The 22,962-nt window shown below is 52.8% G+C and carries 18 protein-coding genes and 1 tRNA gene; 9 read left to right on the forward strand and 10 right to left on the reverse strand.

Annotated elements, in window-relative coordinates:
• Positions 1 to 140: 140 nt before the first annotated feature.
• On the reverse strand, positions 141 to 545 hold the full coding sequence (locus tag ACAW75_RS08800; protein ID WP_370728322.1) for a DUF3127 domain-containing protein: 405 nt from the start codon (positions 543 to 545) through the stop codon (positions 141 to 143).
• A 151-nt stretch (positions 546 to 696) separates the two neighbouring features.
• Here ACAW75_RS08800 and ACAW75_RS08805 point away from each other — a divergent pair.
• The 3 genes from ACAW75_RS08805 to ACAW75_RS08815 all read left to right on the forward strand — a co-directional run bounded on the left by ACAW75_RS08805 (position 697) and on the right by ACAW75_RS08815 (position 4,089).
• A tRNA-Leu gene (locus ACAW75_RS08805) sits at positions 697 to 778 on the forward strand.
• A 113-nt stretch (positions 779 to 891) separates the two neighbouring features.
• Positions 892 to 2,790, forward strand: a complete 1,899-nt coding sequence (locus tag ACAW75_RS08810) for an AAA domain-containing protein (RefSeq protein ID WP_370728323.1) — start codon at positions 892 to 894, stop codon at positions 2,788 to 2,790.
• Between the two features lie 153 nt (positions 2,791 to 2,943).
• Positions 2,944 to 4,089 carry a glycoside hydrolase family 43 protein gene (locus tag ACAW75_RS08815; RefSeq protein ID WP_370728538.1) on the forward strand — a complete coding sequence of 382 codons (1,146 nt, stop codon included), beginning with the start codon at positions 2,944 to 2,946 and terminating at the stop codon, positions 4,087 to 4,089.
• A gap of 67 nt (positions 4,090 to 4,156) precedes the next feature.
• Here ACAW75_RS08815 and ACAW75_RS08820 read toward each other — a convergent pair whose 3' ends face one another.
• The 4 genes from ACAW75_RS08820 to ACAW75_RS08835 form a co-directional block, all read right to left on the reverse strand.
• Entirely contained in the window at positions 4,157 to 6,967 is a 2,811-nt protein-coding gene (locus ACAW75_RS08820) for a PAS domain-containing sensor histidine kinase (protein WP_370728324.1), read from the reverse strand.
• 377 nt (positions 6,968 to 7,344) lie between these two features.
• Complete coding sequence (locus tag ACAW75_RS08825; RefSeq protein WP_370728325.1) at positions 7,345 to 7,881, reverse strand: DUF2911 domain-containing protein; 537 nt, start codon at positions 7,879 to 7,881, stop codon at positions 7,345 to 7,347.
• A gap of 161 nt (positions 7,882 to 8,042) precedes the next feature.
• Positions 8,043 to 8,354 carry a hypothetical protein gene (locus ACAW75_RS08830; RefSeq protein ID WP_370728326.1) on the reverse strand — a complete coding sequence of 104 codons (312 nt, stop codon included), beginning with the start codon at positions 8,352 to 8,354 and terminating at the stop codon, positions 8,043 to 8,045.
• Between the two features lie 37 nt (positions 8,355 to 8,391).
• Positions 8,392 to 8,799 carry a hypothetical protein gene (locus tag ACAW75_RS08835; protein ID WP_370728327.1) on the reverse strand — a complete coding sequence of 136 codons (408 nt, stop codon included), beginning with the start codon at positions 8,797 to 8,799 and terminating at the stop codon, positions 8,392 to 8,394.
• A 305-nt stretch (positions 8,800 to 9,104) separates the two neighbouring features.
• Between ACAW75_RS08835 and ACAW75_RS08840 the strand changes: the two genes are divergently transcribed.
• Both ACAW75_RS08840 and hemF read left to right on the forward strand, forming a co-directional pair.
• Complete coding sequence (locus tag ACAW75_RS08840) at positions 9,105 to 10,139, forward strand: LacI family DNA-binding transcriptional regulator (RefSeq protein ID WP_370728328.1); 1,035 nt, start codon at positions 9,105 to 9,107, stop codon at positions 10,137 to 10,139.
• 95 nt (positions 10,140 to 10,234) lie between these two features.
• A complete protein-coding gene (gene hemF / locus ACAW75_RS08845) occupies positions 10,235 to 11,143 on the forward strand; it encodes an oxygen-dependent coproporphyrinogen oxidase (protein WP_370728330.1) in 909 nt (302 codons plus the stop codon).
• 22 nt (positions 11,144 to 11,165) lie between these two features.
• Here hemF and ACAW75_RS08850 read toward each other — a convergent pair whose 3' ends face one another.
• Together ACAW75_RS08850 and menC are read right to left on the reverse strand one after the other, a co-directional pair.
• Positions 11,166 to 12,839: a M1 family metallopeptidase gene (locus ACAW75_RS08850; protein ID WP_370728331.1), complete on the reverse strand. Its 1,674-nt coding sequence runs from the start codon at positions 12,837 to 12,839 to the stop codon at positions 11,166 to 11,168.
• An 83-nt stretch (positions 12,840 to 12,922) separates the two neighbouring features.
• Positions 12,923 to 14,011, reverse strand: coding sequence for an o-succinylbenzoate synthase (menC, locus tag ACAW75_RS08855; RefSeq protein WP_370728332.1), 1,089 nt, complete (start codon positions 14,009 to 14,011; stop codon positions 12,923 to 12,925).
• Between the two features lie 89 nt (positions 14,012 to 14,100).
• Here menC and lpxK point away from each other — a divergent pair, with 89 nt between their 5' ends.
• The 3 genes from lpxK (at position 14,101) to ACAW75_RS08870 (ending at position 18,227) form a co-directional block, all read left to right on the forward strand.
• Positions 14,101 to 15,186: a tetraacyldisaccharide 4'-kinase gene (lpxK, locus tag ACAW75_RS08860; RefSeq protein WP_370728333.1), complete on the forward strand. Its 1,086-nt coding sequence runs from the start codon at positions 14,101 to 14,103 to the stop codon at positions 15,184 to 15,186.
• 48 nt (positions 15,187 to 15,234) lie between these two features.
• Entirely contained in the window at positions 15,235 to 17,253 is a 2,019-nt protein-coding gene (locus ACAW75_RS08865; protein WP_370728334.1) for a putative porin, read from the forward strand.
• A 161-nt stretch (positions 17,254 to 17,414) separates the two neighbouring features.
• Positions 17,415 to 18,227 (forward strand): 5'-methylthioadenosine/adenosylhomocysteine nucleosidase, encoded by an 813-nt coding sequence (locus ACAW75_RS08870; protein WP_370728335.1) that lies wholly within the window; start codon positions 17,415 to 17,417, stop codon positions 18,225 to 18,227.
• A 3-nt stretch (positions 18,228 to 18,230) separates the two neighbouring features.
• On the opposite strand, the gene ACAW75_RS08875 is transcribed toward ACAW75_RS08870, so the two are convergent.
• The 3 genes from ACAW75_RS08875 to ACAW75_RS08885 are packed head-to-tail and all read right to left on the reverse strand — an operon-like array spanning position 18,231 to position 21,716.
• Positions 18,231 to 19,316: a hypothetical protein gene (locus ACAW75_RS08875; RefSeq protein ID WP_370728336.1), complete on the reverse strand. Its 1,086-nt coding sequence runs from the start codon at positions 19,314 to 19,316 to the stop codon at positions 18,231 to 18,233.
• Positions 19,313 to 21,217 (reverse strand): type VI secretion system baseplate subunit TssF, encoded by a 1,905-nt coding sequence (locus ACAW75_RS08880; protein ID WP_370728337.1) that lies wholly within the window; start codon positions 21,215 to 21,217, stop codon positions 19,313 to 19,315. The genes ACAW75_RS08875 and ACAW75_RS08880 overlap by 4 nt, the downstream gene beginning before the upstream one ends.
• 43 nt (positions 21,218 to 21,260) lie before the next feature.
• Positions 21,261 to 21,716, reverse strand: coding sequence for a GPW/gp25 family protein (locus ACAW75_RS08885; RefSeq protein ID WP_370728338.1), 456 nt, complete (start codon positions 21,714 to 21,716; stop codon positions 21,261 to 21,263).
• Positions 21,717 to 21,900: 184 nt separating this feature from the next.
• Between ACAW75_RS08885 and ACAW75_RS08890 the strand changes: the two genes are divergently transcribed.
• The gene (locus ACAW75_RS08890) at positions 21,901 to 22,932 is read left to right on the forward strand and encodes a threonine aldolase family protein (protein ID WP_370728339.1); all 1,032 of its coding nucleotides are present in this window, start codon (positions 21,901 to 21,903) and stop codon (positions 22,930 to 22,932) included.
• Positions 22,933 to 22,962 lie beyond the last annotated feature (30 nt).

Raw genomic sequence — 22,962 nt, forward strand, 5'->3', positions numbered from 1 at the left:
ACTAACGAAAAAGGGTTGGTAGCTTTTGCTACCAACCCTTTTTCGTTATAGTTTTCTGTTTTCAGTCTTCTGTTGCCCTGCTTAGGCACGTGGTGCTGCTGTATCGAAGCAACAGAAGACTGAAAACAGAAGAACTGTTTTTAGAACGGCAGATCCCCGCTGTTGTCATCGTCGAAAGACGAGTTGAACGGCACGGCAGTTGGCTGAGCAGCCCGTGGTTTGCTGGCGGCCGGAGCCGACTGACCCTGGCCTGCAGAGCCACTTTCTGCGCCGTCGGCGGCTTCAATACGCCATACGCGTGCTTCTGTGTACCAGCGCTCATTATACTCGCGTGACTCTAAGTTCAGGCTAAGTTTCAGCATATCGCCGGGTGCATACTGCTTCAGGTCATTGACCTTATCGCCCCAGAGCGACACGCATACTTTCTTGGGAAACTGATCTGTAGTTTCCACTACAAACTCCTGCTTCTGCCAGGTACCATTTTTACCCTGACCCGTCACTTCCGGCAGCGTTTTTATCAGCTTGCCCACTAATTCAAGTGCCATATACTTAATTGATTCAGTTTGAAAAGCCCTTCAGGTACGTTGCCATACCATTCAGGTTCATACCCCTAAATTACGAAATTTTAGCCGATTTTCAGTAGTTACATTGACATTATCCGCTTGTTCGCCTACTTTTGCATCCACAATAAAACACGGCCACGTGGTGAAATTGGTAGACACGCCACTTTGAGGGGGTGGTTTCGCAAGATGTGGGAGTTCGAGTCTCCCCGTGGTCACAACGTATACAATAGTTGTGGTAATAAAAAGCCTGAATACACTGCTATTCAGGCTTTTTTTTGCCTTTTACATGGCTCTCACGGGTAGTTAGGAGCTACCGAAAAGACTACAAATGGAGTATTTTTCCAAGCTGTTGGCACTACTGAAAACGGAACGGGAAGAAGACCGTGCTCAATACCAACAGCTTACCCAGTCTACCAGCGTAGCCGAACGACGGACCAACGGCCTTACCTGGTATCCTGTCGCTATTCGCGGCTCTGAACTGGGCCGAGGCGACTACCTGACGGTTGAGGTTGAACGAACCACGCATCAGGATCTGCCCCACCAACTCCGGACGGGTATGCCGGCCTTACTGTTCAGTCATCACGACCCCAAGGCCGACCGGATAGAGGGTACCATATCGTACCAGCAAGGCAATCGACTCAAGATCTCGCTCCTTACCGATGAACTACCTGACTGGTCACGTAATGGTAAACTGGGCATTGATATGCTCTTCGATGATACCAGTTATGACGAGATGCAAAACGCACTCAAGCAGGCTAATGCCCTTGCCGAAACGGGCAACAATCGGCTTATCGACATACTGACGGGGCCGACATCGCCAACGTTTAACTCCGAGTTACCAGCCATACCTATCCCCCGCCTGAACGACAGCCAGCAACGGGCTGTGCATACTATTCTAGCAGCCAACGAGTTAGCCATTGTGCATGGTCCGCCCGGCACGGGCAAGACAACTACGTTGGTCCAAGCCATTAAGACGCTGATAAACCAGGACAACAAACAAATTCTTGTGGTGGCCCCCAGCAACGCGGCGGTTGATCTACTAAGCGAAAAACTATACAATGAGGGATTGACTGTGCTGCGCATTGGTCATCCAAGCCGGATTTCCGAGCGATTAACAGCCCTGACACTGGATCATAAAATGACTGAACATAGCTTGATGCGTGAAGCTAAAAAGCTGAAGAAGCAAGCCAGTGAATTCAAGAATATGGCCCACAAGTACAAACGCAGTTTTGGTAAGGCCGAGCGCGACCAACGGAAGGCGCTATTCGACGAAGCCCATCGGATAATGAAGGAAGTAACCAATACCGAGCAGTATATCATTGATGATCTGGTGGGCAGAACACAGGTCATCACAGCGACATTGGTGGGGGCCAATCATTATACGATCCGAAACCTTAACTTCCATACCGTGGTGATCGATGAAGCTGGACAGGCCCTGGAACCAGCCTGCTGGATTCCGATTCTGAAAGCTCAGAAGGTCGTATTGGCGGGTGATCATTGTCAGCTATCGCCCACGATCAAATCCAGCGAAGCGGCTCGGAACGGCCTTATCCTCACGCTGCTCGAAAAGGGCATAGCCTTACACCCCGAGGCCGTTTCTTTATTAGATGAACAGTACCGAATGCATCAACACATTATGGCCTATTCGTCTTCTGTTTTTTATAACAACCAATTACGGGCCCATCCATCGGTAGCCAGTCACTCGCTCTTTCCCGGCGACAGCGCACTGCTGTTTGTCGATACGGCCGGTTGTGGGTTCGAGGAGAAACTGGCAGGTACCAGTTCGACTAATCCTGAAGAAGCGGCGTTGGTAGTCAGGCATTTGACGGCTATGGTTACTCAGCTGGGGCAGTTTTACACGTCCGTCAATTTTCCCAGTATTGCGGTTATTTCTCCCTATAAACAGCAATTGGCAGTGCTAAACGAGCAACTTAGCCACGTCCCGGACCTACAGCCCTATGTGGCTTTTATTTCGGTCAATACCATTGATAGTTTCCAGGGGCAAGAACGGGATATTGTGTATATCTCCATGACGCGTAGTAATGACAGGGGCGACATTGGCTTTCTATCCGATATTCGCCGCATGAATGTAGCCATGACACGTGCCCGTAAGAAACTGATTATCATCGGCGACAGCGGTACGTTAGCCAGCGACCCTTTTTATGCCGGTTTCATTACTCATGCCGAAGGGCTGGGTGCCTACCAGAGTGCCTGGGAATGGTTATAAGTTGCTGTGCTGATGGTCCCTAAAGGGCTATCCAAACTGTCTGGGTACGTTTACATCAAAATCACTGATTAACCGACTACCTTCATCCGCTTTTGTACACAGCTCAGCGCTCACTATGGGGGTCGTATAGCTCACCCGAAAAATATCGTTATGATGAACAAGCTCCTCTTTCTTTTGGCCTTCGCTGCTCCCTTTTTTTCACCAGCTTGCCGGGCACAAACAACGCTGAAGAACGCCCCTGCCAAGGCTACCTATACCAATCCACTCCCTGTTCAGTTCGGCGATCCATACGTTTTGTATACAGGCGGCAAATACTTTATGTACGGTACTGGAGGCGGTGCCAATAAAGGTTTTTCGGCTTACTCCTCAACAGATATGATGAACTGGAAAGCAGAAGGGCAGGTGTATTTCCACGACAATAAAAATGGCTGGAGCGATCCAAAAGCAAGTTGGGGCGGCGCTTACTGGGCACCTGAAGTGTATGAAATGAACGGAAAATTCTATCTGTTCTACAGCGCGCAATGGAACGTGAACCCTACGCACGAAACCGAAAATTTCCGTATCGGTGTAGCCGTCGCCGATAAGCCCACCGGTCCATTTATCGATCTGACCGACAAACCGCTTTTTGACCCTGGCTATCCGGTTATTGATGCCAATGTGTTTGTCGATACAAATGGTAAAGCGTACCTCTACTTCTCGCGTTGCTGCTACAAACATCCAGTCGACAGCGACGTGGCTGCTATGGCCCGGCAGAAAGGCTGGTATAAGGAGATTGAAGAAAGCTGGGTGTATGGTATCGAACTGAAACCCGATTTTTCGGGTGTTATTGGCGATCCGGTGTTGGTGCTCCGGCCGCCGGTTAGCCTTAGCGATAAGCAGGCAGAGTGGGAAAGCCGATCGGTAACGGCCCACGAAGTCAACCGCCGTTGGACGGAAGGCTCAGTCACGTTCAGGAAGGATAACACCTATTACATCATGTATTCGGCCAATCATTTTGGCGGCAGGTATTATGCCATTGGGTATGCTACGGCCAAATCGCCGCTGGGCCCCTACTCAAAAGCCGCCAACAACCCGATATTACAGCGCAATACCGATCGGGGAGGCTCGGTGACCGGTACCGGGCACAATAGCATCGCTTACTCGCCCGACGGGAAAGACATGTTCTGCGTGTATCATGGCCGAACAGACAAAACAGGCGACGAACGTGTCGTCTTTATTGACCGTATGCAGGTAAAGAACGGACGTATCACGATTTCGGGGCCCACAACCACGCCCCAAAAACGCCCGTCAGGCCTTTAACATACGTGTCACTGGGTCATTAAGCCGGGCACTTGTCAGTTCAGCTAATCTTCAAACCCTCCACCGCTTAAACAGGCAAATAGATCGTGAAGGTGGCGCCCTGCCCAAGTTGCCCCGTCGCCGAAATGGCTCCCCCGTGGTTAGTCACGACTCGCTCGCTTATAGACAGCCCAATACCTGTACCGGCATACTCGTGTTTTCGGTGTAATCGTTGAAATACCTCGAAGATCCGCTCAGCGTACTGTGGTTCAAAACCAATGCCGTTGTCTGAGACCTCAATCTGATGGTAAAGCTGAGTGGCTTTGATCGGTTTGATGTGTTCAGGTAGATCAGTGTAGGCAATGATGTGGGCGCTCACGTCAACAATTGGTGATACACCCGGCCGGTGGAATTTTAAGGCATTGCTCAACAAATTCTGGAATAGCTGTCCCAGTTGCGAGGCATCACCGATGATGGTTGGCAAAGCTCCGATCTTGATCTGTGCCTTTGTTTCCTGGATAATCAATTCCAGGTCTGTCATCACCTGCTCAATGATGTGGTTGAGTGAAACGGCTTCTCTAACCTCTGACTGAGCTGAGATGCGCGAATAACTCAGCAGGTCGTGAATCAGGGTAGACATCCGCTCGGCTGCGACCTGCATCCTGTCCAGATAGACCAATTCGTCCCCAAGTGCAGCCGAGTGTTCCAGTTTCAACAGATTGCCGAACTGTTGAATTTTACGCAGCGGTTCCTGTAGGTCGTGACTGGCCACATAAGCGAAGCGCTGTAAATTGTCGTTCGATCGATTCAATAACCCGATGGTTATCTGCAACTCGTCGTTGAGGGTAATGTATTCCTCATTACTCGTCGTTATTTCTTCGTTGGTAGCGGTCAACTCCTCATTGGTAGCGGCCAGTTCCTCGATAGTCGCGGCTAGCTCTTCATTGGTCAGTGCCAGTTCTTCCGTGCGGCGCTGCACCTGGTTGGCCAGCGCCAGTACGAGGTCGCGCTGGCCTGTAATGTCTTGCGTGGTGCCCGCAATCCGAACGGGCAGCCCGTTCGTATCGATATACGCCTGACCAACAGCGTGCAGGATCAGGTATTGGCCTTCCCGTGCATTCACAACGGTGAATTCTTCATTAAAATTGGGGTCTGCCGCTGGCAGAATCGTGCTGAACAAGGCTTTTTCGACCCGTTCCCTGTCTTCCTCAATTATACAGTCAAGCACTGCCGATACTGAATGATTGGGCCCTTCCAGCCCCAGCCAGTCAGCCTGCCGGGGCGAGAGTACAATCTGTTGCGTAGCCACATCGATCATCCACGTGCCCAGTTCAGCCAGTTCAATGGCATTCCGCAATTCTACTTCCACATCTACCAGTGCCTGCTGCGCCAGCATCTGCTCAGTTACATCGATGGCAATGTAGAGAATGGCGTATACCTGCTCTTCCGTATTGAAAACAGGCGTATAAGTGACATTGTAATACCTGTACGTCGCCACACCCTCCAGAACGGTTTTTACTTCTGCTCCAGACAATTGACTCGGCGTACCACTGATAAAGACCTCATCGATTGCCTTTGTGGTCAAAAAAGACGACTCTTTACTTGGCAAGTTCCCTACGACTTCGTGCAGTGGCAAGCCGGCAATGGCTGCGCCTTCTCCAATAAGATCGATAAAAGGCTGATTCGGGTTTTCGATCACCAGGTCGCGACCAACCAAAAGGCTGATTGCCGCCGGGGCCGATGAAATGATAGCGCGTAGATTCGTTTCGCTGGCAGCTAGTTTACGGGTAGCCAGCACCCGGTCCGTCACGTTGACAGATACGTTGATGATTGCCCATACCTGCCCGTGTTCATTGCGCAGGGGCTTATAGGTGAAGTCATAATAATACGTACCCAGCACCCCGCCTACAACCAGGTCTACACGGGCAGCCTTCGCTTCATAGGCGACACCAGACGTGTATACATCGGCGAGAATATCAAGGAAGGGTTGATTGACCAGTTCGGGGAGTGCTTCGATTAAGGGCTTGTTTCGCACCGAAAAGTCTTTCCCCCAGGCAGCCACCATCATACTATTGATAATTTCCACCCGCATCTCAGGCCCGACAAATAAGCAGGTAGCCACTGGCGCCTCTTCAATCAGGGATCGGAACCGAAATTCATTCTCCTCAATCTTTTTTCGGCTTACAACCTGCTCAGTCACATCCTGGCACAGTACCATCACACCGGTAGCAGTGCCGTCTGCTTCCTGGAATGGCTGATAAACCAGATCCAGGTAGCCCTCTTTTACGGTATCATTTACTTCAACAGCATAGGGCGTACTGTACAGATACAGGGGGGCACCACTTTGCCTTACCCCCTCCGCCAATGGTCGAAAATAGGCTTCCGCCTCAGGAATCACTTCGAACAGATTCTTACCGATCAATTCATCATAGGTGCGGCCGATCAGCTTACCGTATGCATCATTGACAATACTGATGCGCATCTCTTCGCCAATTAGCACGATGATACCGACGGTCGCTCTGCGAATGAGGTGTTGGAAGCGCTGTTCGCTATCGCCCAGCCGCTGAAGGTTCTCCACCGCCCCGGTCGTTTCCGAACAGGTGACGAGCACACCATTTACTGCGCCAGTGTCATCAACTACCGGACTAAAACTATAGGTCCAGTAGGCGTAACCCATCCTGCCATCACGGTAAAGGGGTAGCTTCTGATCCTCGAACCAGACTGCTTCGCCGCCCGCCATGATGTTATAGATCATCGGACCAATAACAGGCCATGATTCAGCCCAGCTTACTTCTCCAGGCTGCCCTAATGAGGATGGATGCTTTCCATTGTTGCCCAAGCTTGGCCGAAACGCGTCATTATAAAATGTAATCAATTCCTGTCCCCAAAAGATGAGCATAGGGAAGCGAGAGGTCAGCATCATGCTGACCAAGGTTCGAAGGCTTAACGGCCATTGATCAGGGGTTCCTAAAGGGGTCGTAGACCAGTCGTACGATCTGGTAAGTTTTCCCATCTCGCCTCCGCCCGCCAAAAAAGGCGACGCATTGGCAGTATCAGTAGTCTTCAAGTATGTTTAATGATAGGCTTCTGCAAGTTAAGAAGCCATAAATTGGGGTTATTAACTTGCCGAATTATCCTTTTCAGTGGACCTCAAACACCCTGTTTGCCGGCACTGAGCAGATACGTTATCCCGATACATCGAAGGTATACCCATAAAAAAAGCCTGAACCGGTCAGGCTCAGGCGTCAATTGATTGCAGGTACTATAGCTGCCCGCTTACTTGATGGGGACTGGCACTTCCAGGTTTTCCCATTTAAGCACAAAGCCTTTTTTCGTTACTTCGTAGACGAGCTTTTCATTCATCGACGATTTATCGGGCTTTGCACTAACTGTCAGCACGTCATTGGCTGGGTCACGGTTTGCATCACCGCCCCGCTTGATACCCCACTGCCCTGTTTGAGAATTGAAAATGAATTGCCATTCTTTTTCGCCCGGAACGACAAACAGGCTGTATTTCCCGGCTGGCAGGTCTTTACCGGCTACTTTGATCGCTTTATCTGTCTCAAAAATAGTGGCTTCGTTGGCTCCGGCACGCCAGGCTTTATCATAGGGAACCAGCCCGCCCCATATTTGGCGGCCTTTTACGGATGGGCTGCCGTAGGTGATCGTCACCATGGCCGAGCCCACTGTGCCCGATGCGGTTGCCGGTGGGCTTGGCCGACTGGCCTTATCGCCCTGGGCCAGGGCGCTTATCGTTGCGGTAATGAGGACAACTAATGAAAGTAAAGCACGTTTTGTGAGTTGGGCAGTCATATCGTAGGGGTTTATGGGCTTAAATAACAACCTATTTATCGGCAAAACAAACAGGCTATGAGCAAACGTAAGTTGCCAACGTACCTGAATGATCCGGCCTGGGTTTGGTAAATGGTCCCCTTCACGCAGATAACCTAAACGACTGATCGGCCACCCTGTTACTACGCAAAAAAGCTCGGTCGGCGAAACCCATCACCCGGATGCCAGCTCGAATCGCGCCGGCGTAGTGCCTGAACAATTGAAATAATGGCATGACCAAGGCGAGCCAGCTCTTCGGTATCTGCCTGGTTCATGTGCGGCTGATAAGCCGGTGCCCAGTCGAAGAGCTCTGTTTTGGCATCGTAGATACCAACCGGAACCCGTTTTGAGCTAGCCAGCAGTTGCTGAAGTGTAGCCTGTGCTTCTGTCGACGTATCGAAACCAATGTGCTGGTATTGGTCTTTGAGCAAATAAATTAATGAATACCGTTTCATCTTGTTTGTTGTTGCGTGAAGCGACGTACCCAACCGGCTACGCCATGACTTGTGATTTTCCCTGCAAAGCCCAGAACCGGTCAATGCCGATCTGTTTGCCTGCGGTGGTCGTTGCTTGCCGGCTATGCTGAGCCGACCGTTGCTGTATGATAGCCTCCGTGTCATGCAGCGTCTGATGCAATTGGGCAACCTGTTGCGTCAACGCATCGACTTGCTGCCGAAGCAAATCCAGTTCAGGGTGCATCAGTGGACTTGGCTGATCGGCGGAAAACACCCGACTTATCGTGGGCAGACTATTGCCACCAAATGGGGCGCCCGTCCGGCTGATGGCTTCAAATACAGTCGGATTATCGTTGATAAAGCGGGTAAGCTGTTGTTTCAGTACAGCGCCAAGTTGTCCGAATGAGAGTTGGCGTCTATGGCTATATGTTAATTCCCTGTTCATAATTCACGTTGTTTGTCGTAGCGTATCACCTGTTGGGACTCGCAACCGTTCTGGTGTTGACGTCAGCCTATGGCCTGATCGTCAAGTGAAAAACGGCAGCTCATCAGAATTGGTTTAAACGTTTAAACCAACAGAGCGCAAAACGGCTGTTTTTCTCTATTTCGCAAGTTATATTCATAAAAATAATGCAATTAAAATAACTTTTTTATGAATTAAGGCAGATTCTACTAGCCTGAATAAGCCATTTTGAACCATACTATTGTTTAAACGATTAACTATTTTATTGGCTTTTTCTGGTACGATCCATGGTTAGAAAGACATCGATGAAAGACATCGCTCAGGATGTAGGCGTTTCAATTGCCCTGGTATCCTACGTGCTGAACAATAAGAAGGAGAACCGGATCAGTAAAGAGGTTGCTAAAAAGATTCAGGAGGCAGCCCGGCGCTTAAACTACCAGCCCAACCAAATTGCCAAGAGCCTCAAAACCAGCAAGACATATACCCTCGGATTGGTAGTGGCCGATATCTCGAACCCCTTTTCATCGTCGCTGGCACGTATTATTGAAGATGAGGCGGCTAAACATGCATACACGGTCTTGTTTGGCAGTTCGGATGAGAACCCGCAGCGACTGCAAAACCTGATCGACACCCTCCTCAATCGGCAAGTTGACGGGTTGATTATTTCCGCCCCGGAAGGCTCGGAAAGTCAGCTCATAGCCCTTCAGTCGCGCATTCCGTTCGTGTTGATTGATCGCTATTTTCCAGCGCTGTCGACCAATTATGTGGCACTGGATAACTATAAAGCCATTTATCAGGGTGTGCAGCATCTGATCCATTCAGGCTATCGGCGCATTGGTCTTATCAGCTTCGATACAACCCTCTTTCACATGAGTGAGCGTAAACGGGGCTACCGTACTGCGCTGAAAGACAACCAGCTTCCGCTCAATAAGACCTGGCTGAAGGAACTCGGGCAGTCTACCTTCAAAGGTGAAATGGCCAGGGCTATTCAAGAGCTGCTGGCCAATAAACAGCCCGTAGACGCGATCCTGTTTGCCTCTAATGCGCTGGCTCTGCATGGCCTCAAACAACTTAATGCGCTGGGCATAAAGGTACCAGACGAGCTAGCCATTCTGAGTTTCGACGAAGTGGAAGCGTATGATCTGTTCTACACACCGATTACCTGCATTCGGCAACCCTTGGTGGATATGGGGCAGATGGCGACTAAACTGCTGGTAGAAATGATTCAAAAAAACAACCGAATCACGCAGGTGAACCTGGAAGCAGAGCTTATTATCCGGGCTTCGACCCGCCCTGTTCAGGCGTTGGCAGTCGGTGAGTAGATCGCCCGGAAAACCGGATCGGAAAGAATGAATTACCTTTGCCAGCCCAGTTGGTTATCTGCCACCCCATGCGCTGCTTTTTAGGTTTTCTTTTTATGCAACAACCCGATAAACGAGAGATTACAACGTACCTGCAAGGTCTTCAAGACAGGATTTGTGGGGCCCTCGAAGCTGCTGATGGGCAAAGTACCTTTCGCGAAGATCACTGGCAACGCCCCGGCGGTGGCGGTGGGCGGTCACGCGTACTGTCTGATGGAGCCGTAATCGAGAAAGGGGGTGTAGGCTTCTCGGCCGTTGAAGGGGAAGCCTCCGAGGCAACGCTCCGGCAGTTGAACCTTACCGAACCGGCCGACTTCTATGCAACGGGCGTTTCTATCGTGATTCACCCGCGCAACCCCCGTGTGCCAATCATTCACATGAATGTGCGCTACTTTGAGCTGAGCACAGGTACCTACTGGTTCGGCGGCGGTATCGACCTAACTCCCCATTACGTCGTTGCTGAGGATGCACGCTGGTTTCATCAGCAGTTAAAAACCGTTTGCGACCAGCACGACCCGGCCTATTACCCGCGCTTCAAAGCCTGGGCCGATGATTATTTTTATATCCCGCACCGTCAGGAAACACGGGGGGTAGGCGGTATTTTCTTTGACTACCTGAACGAAAACGAGACCGCTACCAAGGCTGATCTGTTTGCGTTTCAGCGGGCAGTGGGGGAATCGTTTGCCCCCATCTACACGCATTTCATGCACCAAAACAGTGACCTCCCCTACTCGCCCCGCGAGCAGCACTGGCAGGGGCTCCGGCGAGGCAGGTACGTTGAGTTCAACCTGGCCTGGGACCGGGGCACTAAATTTGGACTGGAAACCAACGGACGCACCGAATCCATTCTGATGAGCATGCCGCCGCAAGCCAACTGGCTCTACGATTACCACCCGGAACCGAACTCGCCCGAAGCCGAGACGCTAACATTATTACGCAAAGGAATCGACTGGGCAAGCATGTAGGGGCGACCACTATGGGTTGCCCCTACATGCTTACCATTTTGGTGAGAACGTAATAATCGGCGTCGACGCTGACTTCTTTACTGTTGGGTTGAATCAGGGTTTGCCAAGTGGTTGAGGGGGTCACCAGTCGGCGTGGGCCAGCGTCGTTCAGGCAGAGGCGGATGGCTGTTGTGAAGCCTTTCTGACAGTTAGCAAAACGATACGCAACGCCTTCCGGCGTCAGTTTGTATTCAAGCACCGGCACTCGGGCATCGCGCAGGTACTGGTCGAACAGGGGTTTCAAGGGAAGGCCGGTTTGTTTGATGAGGTACGATTCGATCTGCTGTGAGGTCACGGTTTGGTGGTAGAATGTCTTGTTCATGCCCCGCAGAATCTGCCGCCATTTTTCGTCGTTACCCACCCATTGCCGAATCATGTGCAGCATATTGGCTCCCTTGTAATACATATCGCCCGACCCTTCGCTGTTCACGTTGTAATTGCCAATAATTGGTCGGTCATTTCGAATCCCTACCCGCGTTCCGATCACGTATTGAGCCCCCGCATTTTTGCCAAAGAGCGCCTCCGTATACAGGTTTTCCGAGTAGGCCGTGAAGCTCTCGTGAATCCACATATCGGCAATGTCTTTGTAGGTGATATTATTGGCAAACCACTCGTGACCCGACTCATGAACAATAATAAAATCCCAGCGCAGCCCCCAGCCTGTGCGGGATAGATCGCGACCCAGATACCCGTTCCTGAACTTGTTACCATAGGTCACCGAGCTTTGGTGCTCCATACCGAGGTAGGGCACCTGCACCAGTTTGTAGCCATCTTTATAAAACGGGTATGGACCAAACCAGTGCTCGAATACCTTTAACATACTTTTTGCCTGTTGAAACTGTTGCCGGGCAGCCGCTTCGTTTTGCGGCAACGCATAATACGACAGCAACAGCGGGCCTGCCTCTCCCTGGTATGTCTCATGCCAGGTAACATACTTCGCTATGTTGACGTTGACGCCGTAGTTATTGATCGGATTCGTGACTGCCCAATCGTAGGTCCGTGTGTGGTCAGCGTTAGTGGTTACCCGGCGGAGCTGCCCATTCGACACGTCCATGTACGGCTCGGGGACCGTCACACTGATCTGCATTGAGTCGGGCTCATCGTACATATGGTCTTTACAGGGCCACCATACGCTGGCACCCAGCCCCTGGCAGGAGGTCGCAATAAACCAGCTTTTTGTTGAGTCACGCGCCCAGGAAACGCCTCCATCCCAGGGGGCATTTCGGGCCACACGGGGTTTGCCCTGGTACACAATCGTGATCGCCTCTGTATGCCCCAGACGCTGTGGTTTGAGGAGCGTGATAAAATGCGCATTCCCATCAGACCGTACCGCGAGCGGCTGTCCGTCCTGCTCGGCCCGCACCAGCTTCATGGGTGCCTGCAAATCAATCTGCATCGTCTGGCTTGCCTTCAGCACCCGATACCGAATGGTGTTCTGGCCACTGAACAGACTATCATCCGGCGATACACGTACCTGGAGATGGTAGTGGGCGAGGTCCCACCAGGTACGTTCGGGGGTCATGGTGCCACGTAAGGTGTCCCCGTGGGTGTAGGCTGTTTTTTCCGCGAGCAGTTGCCCGAACGAAGGCAACCAGGAAATGAGTAAGCCAACGACCAGTAAGCCGGCTGTTGAGCGATGCAAGGCAGTCAATGACATGAGTTGAGAAGAAATTCGTGATGAAATCGCACAAACGTCAGACGGGCTGAGCCTACTGTTTAGTATCCCAGCCAATGAAGCAGCTACGGACGCAGGCCATTCAGGTACCAGGGAGTGGCCGGATCATACTGCAACGTACCTGCGTTGATATGCAAAGGGCTACTGATGTTATTATGGTAAAGCTGGCCTGTTCCCAACCCCTGCGGCATCAGGTTTTTGAACTGCGACGCATACTGGGCAATGGCGTTCAGCCCGATATTGGATTCGAGCGCCGACGTGATCCACCAGCCGATAGCTAGCCGATTGGCCAGTTCGATCCACTCATCACAGTGCCGAAGGCCACCCAGCAACGTTGGCTTCAGAATGATGTATTGGGGTTGTATCTTCTTAAGCAGCCTAAACTTGTCGACATACTCCATATGACCGATCAACTCTTCATCCAGCGCAATGGGCAAAGGCGTTTGGCGGCACAGTTCGGCCATAAGCTCGGGCTGACCGGCAGCAATGGGTTGCTCAATGGAATGGAGTTGATACGCAGCCAGTCGTTCCAGCCTGGCCAACGCCTCATCGGGTTTAAAAGCCCCATTGGCGTCGACACGAATGGTGATCTGTTCGGGCGTATACCGCTCACGGATATGGGCGAGCAGTGCGCATTCCTGATCGAAGTCGATGGCACCGATCTTAAGCTTGATGGTGGTATACCCCGCCGCTATCTTCTGGTCGATCTGTTGACGCATTACCTCCTGCGAGGCCATCCACACCAGTCCGTTGATAGGAATAGCCCGGCGACCATGCACAAATTCGGTGTCACGAATCAGGCGTTGACCACCCGACAGAAAATCGTGCATGGCGGTTTCAAAGCCAAACAAAATGCTGGGGTGTTGCTGACTGATCAGTTGGTTCAGCACGACGGTTACGTTCCAGTCAAATAGCTGAAGATCAATTTGGTTGAAGTACTGGCAATAGTCGGTAAGCCGGTCTTCAAAGTCAGGAATATCGTCGAGGCTAAGGCCGCGCAACGGGCCACACTCTCCGTAGCCAACCACATCGGGCTGGTCAGTATCAAACAGGCGAAGAAAAAAGGAGTCTTTTTGGGTAAGCGTCCCCCGCGAGGTGCCAGCCTCGAAGGTGAACTTAAGCGTATATTTCAGGTAGCTGACCCGGAGACTCATTGGATACGGTGGCGGGGGGAAACAAACCGCTAAAACTACTACTTTTGCCCCCATCAGCAAAAACATGTTACGAAATTATTACCCAGAGTGTGACATCTAAAAACCTGCTAAAACCGCTGTCTCTGGCTTATGGTGGTGTATTAGCCCTGCGCAATTTCCTCTATGACCACCAGTATGTCACCACCACAATTCCTACTCAGCGGTGTATATCGGTAGGAAATCTGGCGGTGGGTGGTACAGGCAAAACACCAGCTGTCGAGTATCTGCTTCGGTATTTGTTAACCCTTGATAAGCAACTCACGGGCGAGGTAGCCACACTCAGCCGGGGGTATGGTCGGCAAACGCGTGGCTTTCGCATAGCCACTGCGGCTGACACCGCCGCTACGATTGGCGACGAACCGCTGCAATTGTTCAGCAATTTCAGTCCGGCGGTTTGCATCACCGTTGGTGAACGCCGCGCCGATGCGCTCAGGCAACTAGCTATCGAAAAGCCTGCTATACAAACGGTTGTGCTCGACGATGCCTTTCAACACCGGGCCGTACAGCCCCAGTTAAACTTACTGTTGACCGACTACAATCGCCCCTTTTACACAGACGATCCCTTTCCGGGCGGGCGATTGCGGGAGCGGCGGGAAGGAGCGCGGCGGGCCGACGCGGTCATTGTAACAAAGTGCCCAGCTGCGCCGTCGACCGTTGAACGGGCGACCATTGAGCAGCAGATCCGGCGATACACCCACGGGGGAACGGGTAACAGCCCGATACCTATTCTGTTCGCCGGCCTGGCCTACGATCAGCCACGCCGTTTTGCTGATCTGTCGCCCGCGCTGATCAACGGTCCGGTGCAGCTGGTGTCGGGGCTGGCGAATTCCGACTCGCTGGCCAGGTACGTGGGCGACACCTGGGGAGTGGCCAATCACGCCGACTTCGGTGATCATCATGCTTATACGCGAGCTGATGTGGAACAGTTACTCACGAATATGCCCCCCCATGACTGGTTGCTGACCACGCAGAAAGATGAAGTGAAGCTTTCAGCCTTGCTCACGGATGCAGAACGCCAAACCCGCCAGCTGGCTTACTTACCCGTGCAAATGAGGTTCTTCGAGCAGGAGGATGCCAACACCCTGGCCCGCCTGGTGGGCGACTGCCTACGCGGCCCGGCACTTAAAAATCGTTAACCAGTAGCCCGGTAGCGGCCCGGCGCGGGTTTTGGTCTATTTTTGCATATGCAGTTTTCGGCACTTCTTTTTCTAGCCTCCTTTTTTTGTCTTACCACCGTCTCGCTGGCCCAGCAAACGGGCGTAGGTACGTTTCCAAACAGCGCGGGGACTTTTCCGGGCACGACCGGTACCAACGGCGCTGGCCGACCTGGCGGTACGGGTGCGGGCGTGGGCATCGATGATTCCACAAAAGTGATTTATGGCCCTGCCACGGCCCGCTTCTTTCTGGAAAGCGATGTGTTTAACAACCGGAAAAAGCTTTTCCTCACCGATACGTCGCTGGTTGGTACACATCAATTCGAGTTCACGAAGCGGAATGACAATCGCTACACCGATCTGGGCAATCTGGGCACGCCCCTGCGGCCTGTTTTCTACGAAACACCAACGCAGATCGGCGAACAGCAAGGCTATTATGTGTTTTCTCCCTACGCCTTTCAGACGAACCAGGTACGTTATTACGACACCAAATCGCCCTTCACGGACATGTATCTGGTGCTGGGAGGCCGTAACCAGAATATCCTGAACTTCGACTTCAACCAGAATATTACGCCCAGGCTGAACGTCGGCTTCAACGTGCAGCGATTCACTTCTGAACGGCAGTTTGGCACCAGCGCAGCACGCAGCCAGACAGAACGACTGCTGGCGCAGGACTGGGGCGTGTTGTTGCATGGCAACTACCGCACAAAAAACGATCGCTACACGCTACTGGCGCACCTGAACCACATGAATCATAGCCTGCCCGAGCAGGGCGGTAATGTGTTCAGCAGAAATGCCAATGGCGACACTATTGCATTTGATTATGAAGGCCAGGCCAAGCTGGCCAGTACGCTGGGCTGGGAACGACGTACGAACATTCATTTATACCATCAGTACGTACCTACTGATGGTATTCAATTCTTTCATCGCCTTGATTACCAGATACAGACCAATAATTACAAAGACGATGCGCTAATAGCCAACCAGCAGTTTTCCAACTTTTATCCGCGCATTATTAACGACTCGACACGTACCCAGCAAGACGTATACTGGCACGCTATTGACAATACGTTTGGCGTAAAGGGCATTTACAACCGGGGGAAATCGGCTTATAACTACCGGCTTTTCTATCGGCAGCGGATCTTCAGCCAGCGGAGTGACTATAACTTGGCCTCCACAACCGTTCTCAGCGGAGAAACGCAACAAAACCTGAACACCTACACCGCTTCTGGTTTTGAGAATTACATCGGCGGCTGGCTGGGTTACTACTTCCCCGACAGCTTATCGCGCTTAACGGCTGAAGGTGAATACCTGGTCGGCACGGGCGCTTTTCGGCTGAATGGTCAGCTCGAGAGTAAGTTGTTCACGCTTGGTTTTACAACCATGCTGGCCGAGCCCACATTGATCGCGCAACGGTTCAGCAGTAATCATTATGAGTGGAACAACACCAATCGCTTCGGATTGCGCGGTACCCAACATGCCTACGGGCTGCTGAATGTGACGTATAAGAACTGGACCGTGTCGCCCGGTGGCGACTTCTGGCTGCTCAACAATTACCTGTATTTCAACCAGCGGGCTGAGCCTGCCCAGTTGGCAACGGCCTTTACCATGTTCCGGGTCGGGTTGGGAGCGACCTACACCAGAGCGCGTTTTAAAGCCAGCACCCAGGTTTATTACACGCCCCTGAACGCCGGAAACGATGTACTGCGTATTCCGACCTTGTTTATCAATGGCCGGGTGCAATACGACTTCATTTACGCCAAAGTGTTGCACATTCAGACCGGGCTTGAACTACACTACAAATCGAAGTTCTACGGCGATGCCTATTCGCCTGTTACGCAGCAATATTACCTGCAAGACCGGCAGCTGGTTGAAGGAGCTATTCTGGCCGATGCCTTCGCCAATATGCGTGTGAACCGGGTACGTTTCTTTCTGAAATTCAGTCACGTGAATCAGGGAATTTTCCAGCCTGGTTATTTTGTAGCCCCCGGTTATCTGCAACTACAGCGCGGCTTCGGATTTGGCGTAGACTGGCTCCTGTTCGATTAACCGAGGCGGCGTGTGACCATGTACACTGGCCACTAAGGCTACTAACCTAATGCCCTATAGCACAAGCCAATAACCAGTAGTATACCGTAGTGGCCGATCAACCGCTGCATAAGCACTGAATACAACACACCGGGCTTCCCGGCCCAACTACCTGACTTATCATGCGCTTTTGTCTTGTCCTTATCCTTGTTGTCGCCAGCTATTTCAGCCACGGGCAGGCGTATCAGCCAGCGCCAGTAACGGCCCTGTTGGGTGCCTTCGGGCCAGAGATCGACCTGGTTGAAAAGCGGCTGCAAAACCCGGTTGTTGTGCAGAAAAACGGCATCCGGTTTGTGACAGGGCGGTTAGGGGCTCAGCAGGTCGTGGTGGCGCTCACGGGCATTGGCAAAACGAACGCGGCCATGACAACCGCCTTTGCCCTGGCTTACTTCCGACCCAAACAAGTGATTTTTACGGGTATTGCCGGAGGCATCCGTCCAGACCTGCAACCGGGCGATCTGGTCGTTGGCCGCGAAACAGGCTACCACGACTACCACTGGACGACCCTCGATAATAAACCGACAAACCAGACACGGAATCTGCTCACCAACACCCTGAACCCCAGCTATTTTCCGGGCGATTCAGCCCTCATGGCCCTGGCCCTGAAAACAGCCAGCACGAGTACCCTTGAGCCGATTCCGGGTCTGCCCCGCGCACCAATTGCCGTATCGGGGCGCATTGTAACGGGCGATGAGTTCGTGAATTCCGACCAGCGGGTAAATCAGCTCAGAACCGAGCATCAGGCCGATGCCACGGAGATGGAAGGCGCCGCAGTCGCGCAGATCTGTTACCAGCAGGGCATTCCCTGTCTGGTGATCCGTAGCCTCAGCGACAAGGCCAACAGCTCGGCCCGAACCGATATGCGCACGTTTCTGGCCATTGCCGCCCGGAACTCAGCCCAACTGGTTGTTTCCATGATGGAGGCCAGCCGGTAGGCGCTAGATGTACGCCGCCACGCCCAATACACTGGCCGACTGTTTGGCCACCAGCATCAGCCCAAATGGCATAGTAAACGGTACCGGATTCAGGGCATTGTCCAGCTCGGCCGCGTCGTCGCTCAGGGATAAATACTGCTCGTTGGACTCGACAAGCAGGTGATCGACCACATCGGACTCGGCAGGCATGAAGTAGCCAATCAGCAGGTTCATGACCTTCCGGCTTTCCCCAATGAAAATTAGCTGCTTGTTGAAGCGTATCTCCAGAAAATCGTTCAGGCGGCTGGGCGGCAGTGGGCCAATCCGAATTTCGTAGGCAGGCATAGTATCCTGATAGGCTCCGTCGAGCGAAAAGTTACCTAACTCCGCCTTTGAGAGGTCATTGGGTGCAGGTACGTCGTCGGTCGTCAAGCCAATTTCGTGAACCAGAGGGGGAATCGTCCTGATTTCGACGGGCACGCTCAACATCAGCTCGAATACCTGCCGCACCAGAAGCGTGTTATGAACGAGCCGATGCGCAACGGGCAGCAGGTGCAGTAAATTATTGAGCTGACGAATGTCGAGCAGATCGGGCGGTATGCCCCAGAACCGCCGCAGTACGTCGCCCTGATTATTCTGGCGCAGGTTCTGTTCGGTAACAAAATACTTGCGCTCTTCCAGTTCCATGGCCAGCCCCTGCAAATAAAACTCCTGCTCGAGCGGCTGGAAAAATTGCCGGATTCCGCGTTGCCTACGGGCCTGTTCGTCGATATCCTCAAACACTTCGGCCTGATCACGCCCCAGGTTGGTGGGTTGATGGAACAGCCCTTCGGGCAGGTAATCGTACAGGCCATCCCGGTGAACTTCCACATTCAGATATTGCCGCCGGTTTGAATCAATGGCGGTCGAATCGTCGGAAAAAACATCCGTATTACCTACCAGCGCCTTCCCCACATCGTGGCGGTAACTACGCGAAAAAAGCCCCGACGAGTGGATCATCAGGTCGTGGCGCGGATTGAGCCCGTCGTGCGTCAATTCGGCCAAAATAACTTCCAGACGAATATCGCTGGTGAGCCGATCCAGTTGGCTGGCATACTGCTGTAGCGTCATACCTGGCGGAGTGTGTTCGCTGTCTGCTGCATTTTAACCCGATACGGTAAGTTCATGGCCGAGCGGTCGGCCATATACTGGCGGCATCGGTCACATTCGGCTTCCCATTCACTGGGCGACAATTCGGTGCGTGCTTTTGGGATCACCGTAACATCCAGGCAACGAACGTACCCAGCGCCTTCAATCAGGTTTTCGGCAAATGCTTTCTCAACCACAACATCAACGGCAACCCCACCCAGCCGGGCAAAGAAATACGCTTTACACTCGGCCTGAATATCTTCCATCGTCACTAACCGCTGCCGGGAAAGCAGGGTTTGCCGTAGTTGATACTCTTTCTCCGCGGTGCTGGGTTTGTCGTAGCCGCCCACCGTCGAGGTCATCAGAAAGAGGGCCGTCCGGTCGGTTTTCATCGAATCATAACCGCCATAATAGGCTAGTGACGTATAGGCTGGTATGAAATTGGCGGCTTTCCCGTTGGTACTCCAAAACTCAACGAACAGATTACTGTCTGTCTGGCGGGGCCGGATAAAGACATAGGGACTCCCCGCTTTGAATCCTTCTTCAGGCATCGAGAGCAGTTGCTGACGCAGGTCGTCGAGATTGCGGTTCAGTTCGTCGAGGGTCTTTACGAACCAGCCCGATCCCAACGCCCGGAACGCCCTGTTCTCATCCAAAAGCAGCTGCTGTACATGCTGGAGCAGGTCGCGGGCATTGCGTTCGTCGAACCGGCCGATATCGTGGGGACGCCACATAAACGAATTCTCCTCCAGCTGATTCACATCCCGCAACGGCGAAGACCGGAACAACTCCTTGCTGTCGGCATCGTATACCCGGCGAATAAACAGAAACTCGGCCTCTGACTTCAGCGGAAATACATTCAGGGTCTGAAACAGTCGCTGCTGCAACCGGTTCAGAAAGCGATTCATGACCGGAAAGCAGTTCAGACGGATATCCATTGTGGCTACGGCCTGCATAGGAAAACCCCGACTCAGCCGGAGCTCCAGCCAGAGAACTTCTTTAGTAAACAGCTTTCGTTGGTGCTCGGTGAACTGAAAACCAGGCGGTATAACGCTCACCGCCGAGCCCCACTCATCGCTGCCGGGTACGTTACCCAACGTCATGAAGGTGTGGCGATAGAGACTCATGACTTCCTGCTCTAGCTGGTGCAGCACATCGAGTTCCGGACCGAGGTGAGGCGCTTTGGTATCGGGACTCACAAAACCCGGATAAACCTGAATGGGCTGTCCGTTCAAAAACCATTCAGTCTGATGCCGATCCTGAAGCTTTCGGTAATAAACAGCTTTCTGACGAACCGATTCAGTTTCCCAATCGAAGTAGAACGTCAGTCCGCCAATGGCTTTCACGGTCTGGTCGAGTTCAACGCCAATCCAGATTGACTGTTGCTGATTTATGGATGGACCCGCCTGCACCTGTTTGTCTAACGGCATGCGTTCGGCCCCGTTGAACTCGACAATTCCCTGTTCACTCACCAGATACCGAACATCACCGTTCACTACCCGGCTCTTCACCACAGGCGTAAAAAAATAATCGTCCTGTTTACCCTCGCGAAGCGGCGCCCGGTAGAAAAACTGCACCGATTGGGCCAAGTCGATCAGCGCCTCTTCCGGACGGGCGTGGAAGATGGCATGGGCCGGACGCGGCAGATCGATCACGTCGGGGCACATGACACTGGCCAGCCGGTCAACAATACGCCCCCGGGTCTGCTCAATGGCCTGCGCCGTTTTTTCCAGTTCAAACGCACAGGCTTCCATCAGGTAGCTAACCAGCGGGTCGGCGGCATCAACGTCTTTGCCCTTTAGTTGCCAGATGGCGGCAGCGTGCTGGGTCATTCGTTTGCGGATTTCCTCCCGCGAGAAATCGGCCGGATTCAGCGTGTTCATGGGTATTGATTGGTACAAGGACCAATTGATAATTTCTGATCGGTTACCTGATTTTTGTTGTGAAGGGCGCTACGGCAATCTCGCGCTGAAACATGAACGGCCGCCGGTTCGAGGGGGCAATTTCCGCGATAACCCGTATCCTGACGAGCTTGTGTGCGTCGGGTGTGCCTTCCCGATCTACGCTTACCTCCACTTTAATGCGGTCTAACCGAGGCTCATATCGACGAATGGCGGCGGCCAGTGATTTTTCGATACGGTCGGTCCAGAGAATATACACGGAGTCGTTCCCAACGCTGAAGTCATCGTCCCAGATGGTACAGCCAAACCGCCCGTCGTACCGCGCTTCGTTGTACTGGGTGGTGGTGATCAGGTACAGGTTATTCCGGATCGATTCATCCATGGAACAGGCAATCTGCCGGACTGCGGGTCCCTGTTTGGCGGCTGGCCCCCTGGTGATGAGGTCTAACCGTAACGGAAGGTTATAAAATTCGTCGGCCATAGCTCGGTGGCGTTTAAATCAACGGTAATGTAGGGGTTCCAGCGCTAATAAGTCAACGCACATGAGTTAGTGGTTTGTCAATAACTGACACGAATCAGCTGCTTTCCGTGTCGCCAATGGGCATCTGGTGGTAATTTAGCCGGGCATTCAGCACAAACTACCCGCATTTATTGCCAACTAACGTATGATTGACCTCCGCAGCGACACCGTTACCCGCCCTACCCCCGCTATGCTGGCCGCCATGATGGCTGCCCCTGTCGGCGACGATGTATTTGGCGAAGACCCGACCGTTAATGCCCTCGAGCAGCAAGCCGCCCGCCTTTTCGGCATGGAAGCCGCCCTGTTCTGCCCATCGGGCACAATGACCAACCAACTGGCCATACGTACCCACGTGCGGCCCGGCGACGAAGTGATCTGCGATCAGGTGTCGCACGTATACCTCTACGAAGGGGGCGGCATTGCGGTGAATGCGCTGGCGTCGGTGGCCTTGCTGGCTGGCGAACGGGGCAAGCTCACACCCGCGCTCATTGCCCCGGCCATTAATAACCCCGCCGATGTGCACCGCCCCATCTCGCGTTTGGTATCGCTCGAAAATACGGTCAACAAAGGAGGCGGCTGTTACTACACCCTCCCTGAACTGGCCGCTATTCGTCAGCTCTGCGACGAACATGGATTGGCCCTGCACCTCGATGGGGCCAGGCTTTTCAACGCGCTGGTCGAGACCGGCGATGCCCCCGAAGCCTACGGCCGGCTGTTCGACTCCATCAGTATCTGCCTCTCCAAAGGATTAGGTTGCCCCGTGGGGTCTTTGTTGATAGGCTCAGGTACGTTCATTGCGCAGGCCCGCCGGTTCCGTAAATTGATGGGCGGTGGCTGGCGGCAAGCCGGTTTTTTAGCCGCCGCCGGTATGTATGCCCTCGATCATCATATCGAACGACTAAAAATAGACCATGCCCGTGCCCGGCAGATTGGTCAGGTGTTGGCGGCTCAACCCGACGTGGCGGAGGTGCTGCCTGTCGATACCAACATTGTCATTGTTCGATTGGTCGATGGCCTTACAAACACCGACTACCTGGCCAGGCTGAAGGAACAGGGAATACTGGCCGTCTCCTTTGGCCCACAGCTGGTACGATTTGTGACACACCTTGACTTGACCGATGAGGACATCACTCAAGTTGAACAGGCCGTAAGCAGGCTTGCCAAATCCTATATCTAAAATCATTCGTGATCAGTTAATTTGCAGGCT

It is taken from the genome of Fibrella arboris (assembly GCF_041321095.1).
Classification (GTDB): Bacteria; Bacteroidota; Bacteroidia; order Cytophagales; family Spirosomataceae; genus Fibrella; species Fibrella arboris.